Raw genomic sequence first — 12,236 nt, forward strand, 5'->3', positions numbered from 1 at the left:
ATTCATCATGAAATACCTTGCCCTCCTCCTGCTGTTCATCGTTCCGCAAACCTTTGCCGTTGATCCAGCGCGCGTGCTCATCATCGTCGGCCCCAGCAAACATCCGCCGGGATCGCATGAAGTCGCCGCAGGCGGGCGTGTGATGAAACATTGCCTCGAAACCATGGCCAACGTGCCCGGCGTGAAGGCCGATGTGGTCGATGCGTGGCCGGACCAGGCCTTGCGCGATGCGGCATCGACCGTCGTGTTCATCGGCGACACGTTTCCTGCCGGACGCTTCCCGAATCCGCAGCAAAACCTCGCCGATCTCGATGCGATGATGCAACGCGGCTGCGGCATCGTCTGCGTGCATTACGCCACCGGCTTGCTCGGAGCGGATGTCACGCCGGACGGCGATCATCCGCTGCTACGCTGGCTCGGCGGCTACTTTGCCAACCGCTCCTGCCCGCATCACGAATCCTTTGCGCGCATCTTCAATGCGGCCACCATCACGCCAGCGGCGGCGCAGCATCCCATCACGCGCGGCTGGAAGGAATTCACGCTGCACGACGAGCCCTACATCAACAATTACTTCGGCAAGGGCGAAAACAAGCTCGCGCCGAATGTGACCGCCATCGCGACGTCGATGCTTCCACCTGAAGCACCCAAGCGTGAAACGGTGGCATGGTGCGTCGAGCGCGCCGATGGCGGACGCGGTTTCGGCATCGTCATGCCGCACTTCTACAAGAACTGGACCCACGAAGACCTCCTCCGCTGCATCCTCAACAGCATCGTCTGGACGGCGAAGCTCGAAGTGCCCGCCGACGGCGTGAAGACCACGCTGCCCGATCTCGCCACCTTCAAGCCGGTGTCCGTGGACTATGTGCCGCCGCCACCGAAGCCGAAGAAAGCTGAAACCAAATAAGCTCTCAAGCTCTCATGAAGGCGCTGCTGCTCATCCTTTCGTCATTCTGCATTCTACATTCGCCTGCCCGCAGCGCTTCGCGCAGCGATGCGGGTGGGTCATTTTCGGCGCAGCCGAACATCGTCATCATCCTCGCCGACGATCTCGGCTACGGCGATCTCGCCTGCTACGGCAGCGCGAAGATCAAAACGCCCCATCTGGATCAAATGGCAGCGCAAGGCGCGAAGCTGACGCAGTTCAACTGTCCCACGGCGTTTTGCGCGCCGACGCGTGCTTCCCTGATGACGGGCCGTTATCCTTTCCGCTGCGGCATGACGCAGAATCCCGCGCCCGATGGCGGACCGGCGGCGGATGCACTCGCCTTGCCGAAATCGGAGGTCACGCTCGCGCAGGTGATGAAATCGGCCGGTTATGCCACCGGCATGGTCGGAAAGTGGCATCTCGGCCACAAAGCGGGCTTTCTGCCCACCGAACGCGGCTTCGATGAGTATTACGGCATTCCCTATTCAAACGACATGCGGCCCGTGCAGGTGCTGGAGAACACGCTGGTCATCGAATACCCCGTCGTGCAGGCCACGCTGACGCGGCGCTACACCGAACGCGCGCTGGGTTTCATCGAGCGCAACAAAGGCCAGCCGTTCTTCCTCTATTTCGCCGAAGCGATGCCGCACAAGCCGCTCGCGGCCTCGGAAGCGTTCTACAACAAGAGCGGTGCCGGTCTTTATGGCGACGCCGTGATGGAACTCGACTGGAGCGTCGGCCAGGTGCTCGCGAAACTCAAAGAACTCGGCCTCGATGACAACACGCTCGTGATGTTCAGCAGCGACAACGGCGCGACGTTCGGCGGCAGCACGGGCGGCTTGCGCGGCATGAAGGGCAGCACCTATGAAGGCGGCTTCCGCGTGCCGATGATCGCCCGCTGGCCCGGCCACATCCCTGCCGGTCATGTCAGCGCACAGCCGGCAGTGATGATGGACTTGTTTGCCACGGCGCTGAAGGTCGCGAACATCGCCACACCGAAGGATCGTGTGATCGACGGTCGCGACATCCTGCCGCTGCTCACTAGCGACGCGAACAGCTCGCACGAGGCGATCTTCGGCCTCAAATCATCCAAGCTTGCCTGCGTTCGAGATTCACACTGGAAACTGCACGTGCTCGCGCCCGGCATCGGCCTGGCGAGCATCTACAAGCCCGGCGAGCGCTATGTCGATCCGCGTGGCCCCGACGGCGTCACGATTCTCGCGCCCTACGAACAAGCGCAGCCCAGCGAGCATCCTGGTGTGCAAACCGGCGACGCACCAAAACCGCTGCAGCTCTTCGATCTCCAAAACGACCCCAACGAGCAGCACGATGTTGCAGCCGAACATCCCGACGCAGTGAAACGCCTCAAAGCGGCCTATGACGCGATGAACAAAGACGTGCCCGTCATCGAGGAGGTCAAGCGCGCGCCCATAAAGTAGCCGTCATCGCTCCGCGTGACGAGCTGAGCGCATGAACGGAGGGTGCGGCGCTCAATGAACCTTGAGCGTGGTGAGTGTTCGCCATGCACTGTGCTCATCACGCGGAACGGTGATGGCTACTCTGCCTCCCGCGTCACAAATCGCTGCCGATGCCAAATAAGCCAGAGCAGGGCGAGCGTGCCCCAAGTCCAAGCGGCGTAGATGTGATGTGAAACGGTCGTCGAAGGGACCCAGGCGGGTGTGGCACGCGTGGTGGCGGCCAAAATGGCCAGGAAGACCAAAAACCGCACCCATTTGCTCTTCGTGAAAAAACCATCCAGGTCGCCGCTGTGACCGAACAGCACGCGACTGGCGACGACAAGGATCAACAGGCCGAATCCGCCGATGTAGAGCAAATGCTCCACGGAAACATGCTGCGGGTAAAACAACGGCGGGAGTGCAATGCCGAGCAAGCCGAGCCCCAATGCCCAAAACAGGCCGGTGGTGAGAGATCCGGTTTGCTGGGTCTTCCAGTTTACTTCGAGGAGTAAATAGACCGACGCCACGACGACACGCACCGCATAGCCGAGCGTGCGCTGGCCAAAGGCTTCGAGGAAGAAGCTGCTCACGAGCAGCATCGCGGCGACGATGGCTCGCAGCAGCTTCGTTCTGGACTGCGCAGCCGTTTTGGGATCGCCAAAGTCACCACCGAGCATGCGTGGAAAGACAAATGAGCCGATGCCGAGCACCGGAGGCAGCAACAGGCCTTGGTAGAGCAGCAGATTGGCGAGACGAAGTCGTTGCAGGTCCAGCAATGTCGCCGGTGAGAGCAGCATCGCCGCTCCCGCGATGCCGCAGGCCAGTCCGGTGAGTGCGAGGAACATCTGCGGTGGCGGCGCTTCCTTGCGGAACTTCACCACGCGCATCACGAGGCATAGCAGCAGTGAAACGAGCAGTGCGATGAAAAAACCATCCCCCCACGCATGTTGCAGCCGCAGATGACTGATCGCCGAGGCCTGGTGCAGCATGAAGAGCCAGATCATCTCCAGCGGCGTGAGCTTCGGTGCCGAGGCCATGCGCGGACCAGCGGTGCCGAGGAAGCCGATGACGAACGCACCACCGAAAGCCTCGATCATGAGCCGTGCGTGTACAAAATTTGGATAGAAGCCGAGTTGCTGCGCATAAAACAGCGGCCATAGCGACACGCCGATGATGCTCCACACCGCGCCGCTGAAGAAAAACACGCGATACGGCTCAGACGCCAGCCAGCGCAGGCCGCGTCTCTCCGGGCCTTTGCTTTGATGCTTGCGATGTTTGCAGGTGGGGAAGCTCATGTGCAGAGGATGCAGCGTGTCGGGCCTGGCGCGAGGTTGGGGAAGGGAAAACGAGAGTGAGGCCAAGCGAGAGCAATAGAAGCACAAGATCGGCGCGTGGATGCAGAAACGGCGGCGCGTTGGTTTTTGCCAACCCCCAACCACAGACACACACCAACCATGAAATTCATCCTCTCATCCTTCATCACCATCAGCGCCATCATCGCCTTGCTCGTCAATGCGGCCATGGCCGCCGATCCGGCCAGCATCGCCACCGAAACGCAGACCAACACGATCTGCCCCATCACCGGCAATCCCGTCGATCCCGCCATCACGCTGGTTTATGAAGGCCGCACTTGGTCCTTCGCCAAGGAAGCGTGCAAGACGAAGTTCCAGGCAGCCCGCGAGGCCAGTCTGTATCAAAAACTCGGCGGCAAGGCGGCCATCGATGCTGCTGTCGAAGCCTTCTATGTGAAAGTGCTCGCCGATGATCGCGTGAAGCACTTCTTCGATGACGTGAGCATGGACAAGCAGCGCCGGAAGCAGAAGGAATTCCTCAGCGCAGCCTTCGGTGGCCCGCTGCCATGGACCGGCAAGGACATGCGCAAGGCACACGCAGGCTTGGGCCTCACCGAGGAGCACTTCAACGCCATCGCCGAAAACCTCGTGAACACGCTGAAGGATCTCAAGATCAGCCAGGAACTGATCGACCAGGTGGTCGCCGTGGCATTGACGACCAAGGATGACGTGCTTGGCCGACCCAAGAAGTAGTCGGAGCGCAAAAATTCAGCTCTGATTTGGCCTCATGGCGGCGTTTGATGCTCCGCCATGAGGTTTTCTTTTTTCTCCGCCACTCTCCTTCTTACCGCAGCACTCCACGCCGACCAAGTCGGCCCGTGGAATCTCAATACACTCAAAAACAACGTGCCCGCGATGCAGTGGGTGCGGCAGGATCAGCCGGTACATTCGCTGACGTATGCCGGCGAAGTGTATCAAGGCCACGACACCGAGGTCTTCGCGTTTTATGCCTCGCCCATCACGCTTGGTGAAGCCAAAGCGGGCGCGAAGTTTCCCGGTGTCGTGCTGATCCACGGCGGTGGCGGCACCGCATTCGCCGAGTGGGTTCATCTGTGGGCCAAACGCGGCTATGCGGCTATCGCGATGGATTTAAACGGCTCACGCCCGCCTGAGGTCGAGTTTGACGCCAAAACCGGCATGGTGGTCGGCAACGGCCATCGCGGCACGCGCACACGTTTGCCCAACGGCGGCCCCGCGCATGGTCATCCCGAGAAGTTCGACTCCATCGGCGGCGACACGAGCGACGACTGGCCCTTCCATGCTGCTGCGAGTGTGATCCGCGCCCACACGCTGCTGCGCAGCTTTCCCGAAGTCGATGCGGAGCACACGGCCGTGACTGGCATCAGTTGGGGCGGCTACACCACCTGCCTCGTCGCCTCCCTTGATGATCGTTTCAAGGCCGCCGTGCCGGTTTACGGCTGCGGTTTTCTGCATGAAGGCGAGTCCGTGCAAAAGCCCAGCATCGACAAGCTCGGCGACCGCAAAGCCGCGTGGGTGAAGGAATACGATCCCGGCAGCCTCCTGCCGCGCTGCCGCGTGCCCATCTTCTTTGTGAACGGCACCAACGACGTCCACTACGTCCTCGACAGCTACATGAAGTCCTACAACGTCGTCCCCGGCGAGAAACAGATGCGCATCCAGGTCAACATGCCCCACGGCCATCCGCCCGGCTGGGCACCGCAGGAAATCGGCCTCTTCATCGACTCCAAATGCCGTGGCGGCAAAGCGCTGCCAGTTCCCGGCAAGCCTGAGATCAAAGGCGATCAGGTCGTCGTCACCTGCGAGTCCACTGCGGCATTGAAGAAGGCGGAACTCAACTACACCACCGACAGCGGCCTCCGCTCGAAGCGCAAGTGGACCACCGTTCCCGCCACCATCACCGGCACCACCATCACCGCGTCCAAACCACCCGCTGACGCCAACACCTGGTTCATCTCCGTCATTGACGAACGCGATGCGATGGTGAGCACGACGGTGGAGATGAAGCCTTGATCCAAGATGTGCTCGCTCGTGGCGTATCCTGTGCATGAACACGCCGTCCGCTCTTCTAGCAACCCTGATCGTAACGGGCGCAGCCACTGCCGAGCCGCTGCCGGTGATCGAGGTGGAAGAACAGCCGCTCGCGGCGAATGTGCAGCGGGTCGTGCAGGCACTGGATTTTCTCGGCGCACCGCTCGCGGGCGAGCTGCGCACGAAGCTGCAGGCAGCGATCACAGCGCGTGACGCGGCGGGCGTGCAGGCGACGCTCGATGCGCAGGTGCTTTGCGTCGTGAGCATCAATCCTGAATCGCGCGTGAAGGCGGCGCGTGGACCGGCGAAGGCGCTGATGCAGCAGGCGGGCTACACGCCGGTGCTCATCAAGGTGATCAACCATGCGGTGAGCACGGCGCGGCTGCGCATCACCAGCACGCAGGCCGGGCCGCCGTATGCGGGCGTGGCAAAGGGCACGATGGAGCGCGAGCGGCAGACGCATCTGCGAGAGAACGAGAACACGAGCGGTGCGGATCGCTTTCTCGAAATCGGCATGTTCGATGCGCCGCCGATGACGGCGACGCTCAGCGGCCTCGAAGTCGAGTATGTCATCGCGCTCATCTTCAGCAGCGAGGCAGGCAAACGCGAGGCGGTGCTGGCATTCGACATCGGCCAGGGCACGCAAGACCTGGGCTTTCGCGCGGAGGTGCCGGTGCTGCTCGATGTGAAAGCTGCCGTGGCGGTGAAGCTCGATGTGAAGGATTTCGACGGCCAGCCCACGACAGCGCGGCTAACGTTCTCCGACTCGCGCGGACACGTCTTTCCGCCGCAGGCACGCCGCCTTGCGCCGGATTTCTTTTTCCAGAAACACATCTACCGCGCGAACGGCGACACAGTGCTGCTGCCGCCAGGCGAGTTCACGATGGAGGCGTCACGCGGCCCGGAATATCGCACCGTGCGGCGTCAGGTGACGATCCCGGTGGCGAAGGAAACTCCGCTCGCCGTGAAGCTGGAACGTTGGTTCAACGCAGCCGACTTCGGCTATTACAGCGGCGATCATCACATTCACGCGGCAGGCTGCGCGCACTACACCTCGCCGTCCATCGGGATGCAGCCGGAGCACATGTTTGCGCAGGTGAAGGGCGAGGGGCTGAACGTCGGTTGCGTGCTCACCTGGGGCTATGGTTTTGAGCATCAGCGTCCGTTTTTCGGCGGCTCCGCCCATCCGCTGAGCGAGCCGCACACGCTGCTGCGCTACGACATGGAGGTCAGCGGTTTCGGCTCCGCCGCACTCGGGCATGTGTGCCTGCTGAACCTGCGCGACCTCGTGTATCCAGGCGCGGACGGTGTCAAAGGCTGGCCGACGTGGACCACGCCAGCGCTGCGTTGGACGAAGGCGCAGGGCGGCTTCACCGGCTACCCGCACTCCGGCAGCGGGATGCAGGTAGTCGCATCGGTGGCAGCGAAGCGAATGATTGAGCTGCAAGATGCGAACAAAGACGCGCGGCTCACGCCCGATGAAACGGCGAGCACAGTGCTGCCGGAGCCATTTGAGAAGATCGACGCGGATCGCGACGGAGGGCTGAACGAGCCGGAACTGACCAACAGCCACGAACGCGTCATCGATCTGCTGCCAAACGTCGCGATTCCCGACGCAGGCGGTCACGAAATCTTTGTCACCACCGCCCATGGCGTGTGCGATTTCATCAGCGCGATGGACACCGCGCGTCTGCTCGAATGGAACGCGTGGTATCACATGATGAACTGCGGCTTCCCGCTGAAGTGCGCCGGTGAGACAGACTACCCATGCATGAGCGGCACCCGCGTCGGCCAAGGGCGCACTTATGTGCAGCTCGGTCATGTGGAGAAACTCGATTTCGCCAAATGGTGCGCAGGACTCGCGCTCGGTCGCAGCTATGTGAGCGACGGCTACGCCCACGCGCCCGGCTTCACCGTTGAGGGCAAACCTGCGGGCGATGAAGTGCAGCTCGCGCAGCCAGGTCGTGTGACGATGCGCACGAAGGCCGCGTTCAGTTCCGAGACGCCTCTTGAGATCGCGTACGGCGGCGCGGTGCCCGTCGGCGGCCAGCGTCTCGTCGGCGACACGGTGCATTACCACGACACCACCGGTGTGAATCCCTTCGCCAGCGGCAAGCGCAAGGTCGAGCTGATCGTCAACGGCATCGTCGCCGCCACGCGCGAAGTACCTGCGGACGATCAATTGCACGATGTGGCCTTCACCGTCGAGATCACACGCAGCAGTTGGGTGGCGCTGCGGCATTTTCCGCAACTGCACACCAATCCCGTCAACGTGATCGTGGCAGACAAACCCATCCGCGCCTCACGCCAGAGCGCGCTCTGGTGCATTGCCTGCATCGACCAACTCTGGCGTGTGCGGGAGAGAAACATCGCCCCCGCCGAGCGCGATGAAGCGAAACTCACCTTCGAAGCGGCAAAAGAAATCTACCGGCGCATCGCAGCAGAGGCTCCGGCGGGGAGCTGACCATCCGCATCGCTCAGTCACTGCTTTTCCAGCGACATCAGCTCGATCTTCCGGAACCAAACCGGCTGCCCCTCGGCCTGAAGGGCAATGTGTCCATAGCTGAGCATCAAATTCCCACCTGCTTCGATCTGATCCGTTGCAGGAGCATTGTTATTTGTGGGATCAAGCTGCGGATGCTGGTAGCGCAGCACCTCGACGCCATTGATGCGGTGGATGATCTCGTCATTGCCGCGCACCTCGACCTCCGCGCGCACCCATTCATCGGCGGGAAAGGTCGGCGCGCTGGATTTGACGATGTGTTTGGTCACGAGTTGCCCGCCCATCTCGACATGGGTGCCGGGCGTGCAGAGATTGGCCGTGGAGCGCTCACCTTTGCCTTCATCGGCGAGGAACTGCATCTCCAAGCTCGCCGGGAAGCCTTGATCGTATCTCATGCTCTGCGGCGGCTGCGCGTGCAGCATCACGCCGCTGTTGAGATTCACATAATGCGGTGCATCAGCCATCATCTTGCCCGTAAAGCGATACTCCAGGCGCAGGATGTATTGCGAGTAGGCGAGGTTGGTGAACAGGTGCCCGAACTGCTCATCAAACTTTGTGTAGCCGTCGTAACTGACCTTCAGGATGCCGTCCTCGACCCGGAAGGTGTTCGCGAAGTTCTCGCCTAGCGGCCGTTTCGCGATCTTGATCGTCCAGCCGGTCAGATCCTTGCCATTGAACAGCGAAATCCATTTCGGTTCATCGGCTGAAACGGATGCGGCAAGCAGGCAAACCAGTGTGAAGACAAGAAAGCGAGGTGTTTGGTACATGCGGCTCATCATGAACTGTCCGTCGCCGTTTCCAATCGGAAGATGACGCAAGTCTCTGCGTTGTAGGCGCTCCATGAAGTCTCTGCTCATCCTCCTTGCGTCAGTCACCATGCTGGTTTCGTCCTTCGCGGCGGAGCTGCATCCGAACATCCTCTTCCTGCTCAGCGACGACCACAGCTACCCGTTCCTCAGCACCTACGGCAGTCCGAACGTCAAAACACCCACGCTCGACCAGCTCGCCGCCGAGGGCATGAAGTTCCACCGCTTCTTCACCGGTGCGCCGCAGTGCGTGCCTTCACGGGCCACGCTCATGACCGGTCGCTCGCCCGTAGCCGCACGCATGACGCGATTCTCTGCGCCGCTGCCGCGTGATGAGATCACGCTGCCGGAACTGCTCCGCGACAAAGGCGGTTACTTCACCGGCGTGTGCGGCCGTAGCTTCCATCTCGATGGCGCGACGAAAATTGGCCAGGGGGCGGCAAAGGTCTTCCAGGAGCACCAATTGAAGACCTTCATCGACCGCGTGGACTCGCTCAACCAATGCAGCGACAACGAAGTGGCCGGACAAGTCGCCGCGTTTCTCGACAAGAAGCCGGCGGACAAGCCTTTCTTCATGTGGGCGAACTTCAGCGATCCGCATCACGTGTGGAATGCTCCCGCCGAGTTCCGCCCGGATCCCGCGTCGCTGAAAGTGCCTGCACATTGGCCGGATCTGCCCGGCGTGCGCGAGCAGCTCGCCGACTACTGCGGCGAAGTGAACCGCGTGGACCGCACCGTCGCGGGAGTGCTCGATGTGCTCAAAAAACGCGGCCTCATTGACAACACGCTCATCGTCTTCTGCGGTGACAACGGCATGGCCATGCCACACGGCAAAGGCTCCCTCTACGATCCCGGCTCAAACGTGCCCTTCCTCGTGCGCTGGCCCGGCGTGGTGAAGCCCGGCGGCGATTCGCGTGCGCTCATCAGCGCTGAGGATCTTGCGCCGACGCTGCTCGCTGCCGCAGGACTCGAAGCGGGCTCCAAGATGAGCGGCGTGAGTTTTCTGCCGCTGCTAAAAGGCGAAGCACATACACCGAGGAAGCACCTCTTCGTCGAGCGCGGACCGCACGGCTCCGCGCCGGTGCAGGCAGACATGACGAATGCCGGTTACGATCTTGGTCGTGCCGTGCGCAGCGACCGCTTCAAGTTCATCTACAACTGCACGCCCTGGATTCCGTATTCGCCCGTCGATTCCGCCGGAGGAATCGCCTGGAAGCAGATGCAGGAGGCCAATGCCGCCGGAAAACTCCCATCCGGCATGAGCGCCACCTACTTCACCACTCCGCGCCCGGTTTATGAACTCTACGACCTGGAAGCCGATCCCGCCGAGCTGAACAACCTCAGCGGCAAACCCGAACTCGCCGCCACCGAGCGCGAACTCCGCGCCGCCCTCGCCGAAAAGATGATCCTCGACTGGGACTACCTCCCTCTGCCCGATTTGATGGAAGGCAACACCGGCGAAGGCGGCGGTAAGAAGGGTAAAGGCAAGGGGAAGAAGAAGTAGCCCTGCCCTGAGATTCAGCCACTGTGTCCGCCCATGCCGGACATCGTCCTCGCCACGCTCAACGCCAAATACATCCACGCCTCCTTCGGGCTCCGCTACCTCATGGCGAACCTCGGGGAGCTACGGGACCGCGCTCACATGGCGGAGTTTGTCATCAATCAGCAGCCGCTGGAGATCGTGGAGGCCATCCTTGCTCACCAGCCGCGTATCGTCGGCTTCGGCGTCTATATTTGGAACGTCGCGCAAACCACCGAGGTCGCCGCCCTGCTCAAACGCATCCGCCCGGAGCTGATCCTCATTCTCGGCGGCCCGGAGGTGTCGTATGAGACGGAGGGGCAGGAAATCGTCGCGCTGGCGGATCATGTGATCACGGGTGAGGCGGATGTGAAGTTCGCCAGCGTATGCGCTGAGTTGCTCGGATTCACCGCAGAGGGGCGGAGGAGCGGAGAACACAGAGATTTAGAACCAAACTCAGAAACTCTGCCACCTCTGCCTCTTGGCCCCTCTGCGGCAAAAACGAACGTCCCCAAGATCATCGCCGCCGAGTTACCAGCGCTGAACAATCTCGTCTCGCCCTACGACCTCTATACGGACGAAGACCTCAAAAACCGTGTCATCTATGTCGAGGCTTCACGTGGCTGCCCGTTCACCTGCGAGTTCTGTTTGTCGTCGCTCGACATCCCCGTGCGGGCCTTTGCCACGGATGCGTTCCTCGCCTCCATGCAGCGGCTGTTGGATCGTGGGGTGAAGCAGTTCAAGTTTGTGGATCGCACCTTCAATCTGCATTTGCCGACGAGTTCGGCGATTTTGCAGTTCTTTCTCGATCGCTGGCGTGATGGCCTCTTTTTGCACTTCGAAATGGTGCCGGATCGACTGCCTGAGCAGCTACGCGGCCTAATTCGACAGTTCCCAGCGGGCGCGGTGCAGTTTGAAGTCGGCATCCAGACCTTTGATGACGCCACTTCGAAAAACATCAGCCGCAGGCAGAATCTTGACCGTCTCGAAGATAACTTCCGCTTCCTCCGCGAAGAAACGGGCGTGCACATCCACGCCGACCTCATCGTCGGTCTGCCCGACGAAGGCATGGAGAGCTTCGGGCGCGGCTTTGACCGCCTCGTGCGTCTCGGGCCGCAGGAAATCCAGGTTGGCATCCTCAAGCGCCTGCGCGGCACGCCCATCGTGAGGCACGACGATGAGTATCGCATGATCTACGCGCCACATCCGCCCTACGAGATCCTTTCCACGCGTGACATCCCCTTCGCCGACATGCAGCGCATGCGCCGCTTTGCGCGCTACTGGGACATCGTCGCCAACAGCGGCAACTTCACCGGCACGCTGAAACTGCTGTGGCGCGATGGTGCCTCGCCCTTCGCCCAATTCCTGCGCTTCAGCGACTGGCTCCACGCCACGTTGCGCCGCACGCATCAGATCGCCTTGCACGTCATCGCGCAGAGCCTGTTCGATTTTCTCATCAACGAAAGTGGTTTGGATCGCGAACTCGCCGCCGCCACACTCGAAGCCGACTGGCACCGCACTCCGAGCCGCGAGGCACTGAATCTACGCGGCATGATCACCGCCCCCGTGCTTTTGAAGCCCGCTGCCATTCGCACGGCCCGCAGGCAGGAACGGCACACGCTGTTAAAGCCGATAGCCTGACGCACTTGCTGCGTTTCCATGCG

Annotated in this window: 9 protein-coding genes; 7 read left to right on the top strand and 2 right to left on the bottom strand. The window is 61.6% G+C overall.

The genetic code is table 11. The features are described 5' to 3' along the window. Nucleotides 1-7: 7 nt before the first annotated feature. Nucleotides 8-904, top strand: coding sequence for a ThuA domain-containing protein (locus tag ACKVY0_RS17960; RefSeq protein ID WP_409216206.1), 897 nt, complete (start codon nt 8-10; stop codon nt 902-904). Between the two features lie 14 nt (nt 905-918). Then, nucleotides 919-2,364, top strand: a complete 1,446-nt coding sequence (locus tag ACKVY0_RS17965) for a sulfatase (protein WP_409216207.1) — start codon at nt 919-921, stop codon at nt 2,362-2,364. A gap of 116 nt (nt 2,365-2,480) precedes the next feature. On the opposite strand, the gene ACKVY0_RS17970 is transcribed toward ACKVY0_RS17965, so the two are convergent. After that, nucleotides 2,481-3,677 carry an NnrS family protein gene (locus tag ACKVY0_RS17970; RefSeq protein WP_409216208.1) on the bottom strand — a complete coding sequence of 399 codons (1,197 nt, stop codon included), beginning with the start codon at nt 3,675-3,677 and terminating at the stop codon, nt 2,481-2,483. Between the two features lie 159 nt (nt 3,678-3,836). Here ACKVY0_RS17970 and ACKVY0_RS17975 point away from each other — a divergent pair, with 159 nt between their 5' ends. Genes ACKVY0_RS17975 through ACKVY0_RS17985 form a run of 3 tightly spaced genes read left to right on the top strand, consistent with a single transcriptional unit; the run spans nt 3,837 to nt 8,208 of the window. After that, nucleotides 3,837-4,427 (top strand): hypothetical protein, encoded by a 591-nt coding sequence (locus ACKVY0_RS17975; protein ID WP_409216209.1) that lies wholly within the window; start codon nt 3,837-3,839, stop codon nt 4,425-4,427. Between the two features lie 57 nt (nt 4,428-4,484). Then, nucleotides 4,485-5,726, top strand: coding sequence for an alpha/beta hydrolase family protein (locus ACKVY0_RS17980; RefSeq protein ID WP_409216210.1), 1,242 nt, complete (start codon nt 4,485-4,487; stop codon nt 5,724-5,726). A 34-nt stretch (nt 5,727-5,760) separates the two neighbouring features. Then, nucleotides 5,761-8,208 (top strand): CehA/McbA family metallohydrolase, encoded by a 2,448-nt coding sequence (locus ACKVY0_RS17985; protein ID WP_409216211.1) that lies wholly within the window; start codon nt 5,761-5,763, stop codon nt 8,206-8,208. Nucleotides 8,209-8,225: 17 nt separating this feature from the next. On the opposite strand, the gene ACKVY0_RS17990 is transcribed toward ACKVY0_RS17985, so the two are convergent. Next, a complete protein-coding gene (locus ACKVY0_RS17990; RefSeq protein WP_409216212.1) occupies nt 8,226-9,014 on the bottom strand; it encodes a DUF1080 domain-containing protein in 789 nt (262 codons plus the stop codon). Between the two features lie 73 nt (nt 9,015-9,087). On the opposite strand from ACKVY0_RS17990, the gene ACKVY0_RS17995 reads away from it, so the two are divergent. Further along, nucleotides 9,088-10,557 (top strand): sulfatase, encoded by a 1,470-nt coding sequence (locus ACKVY0_RS17995; protein WP_409216213.1) that lies wholly within the window; start codon nt 9,088-9,090, stop codon nt 10,555-10,557. Between the two features lie 33 nt (nt 10,558-10,590). Beyond that, the gene (locus tag ACKVY0_RS18000; protein ID WP_409216214.1) at nt 10,591-12,213 is read left to right on the top strand and encodes a DUF4080 domain-containing protein; all 1,623 of its coding nucleotides are present in this window, start codon (nt 10,591-10,593) and stop codon (nt 12,211-12,213) included. Nucleotides 12,214-12,236 lie beyond the last annotated feature (23 nt).

Origin of the sequence: Prosthecobacter sp. (assembly GCF_046154365.1) — a bacterium.
Lineage (GTDB): Bacteria > Verrucomicrobiota > Verrucomicrobiia > Verrucomicrobiales > Verrucomicrobiaceae > Prosthecobacter.

Bases quoted from the DNA above. Each gene is read 5' to 3' on its own strand.
- ACKVY0_RS17960 (WP_409216206.1), top strand. From the start codon at position 8: ATGAAATACCTTGCCCTCCTCCTGCTGTTCATCGTTCCGCAAACCTTT.
- ACKVY0_RS17965 (WP_409216207.1), top strand. From the start codon at position 919: ATGAAGGCGCTGCTGCTCATCCTTTCGTCATTCTGCATTCTACATTCG.
- ACKVY0_RS17970 (WP_409216208.1), bottom strand. From the start codon at position 3,677: ATGAGCTTCCCCACCTGCAAACATCGCAAGCATCAAAGCAAAGGCCCG.
- ACKVY0_RS17975 (WP_409216209.1), top strand. From the start codon at position 3,837: ATGAAATTCATCCTCTCATCCTTCATCACCATCAGCGCCATCATCGCC.
- ACKVY0_RS17980 (WP_409216210.1), top strand. From the start codon at position 4,485: ATGAGGTTTTCTTTTTTCTCCGCCACTCTCCTTCTTACCGCAGCACTC.
- ACKVY0_RS17985 (WP_409216211.1), top strand. From the start codon at position 5,761: ATGAACACGCCGTCCGCTCTTCTAGCAACCCTGATCGTAACGGGCGCA.
- ACKVY0_RS17990 (WP_409216212.1), bottom strand. From the start codon at position 9,014: ATGTACCAAACACCTCGCTTTCTTGTCTTCACACTGGTTTGCCTGCTT.
- ACKVY0_RS17995 (WP_409216213.1), top strand. From the start codon at position 9,088: ATGAAGTCTCTGCTCATCCTCCTTGCGTCAGTCACCATGCTGGTTTCG.
- ACKVY0_RS18000 (WP_409216214.1), top strand. From the start codon at position 10,591: ATGCCGGACATCGTCCTCGCCACGCTCAACGCCAAATACATCCACGCC.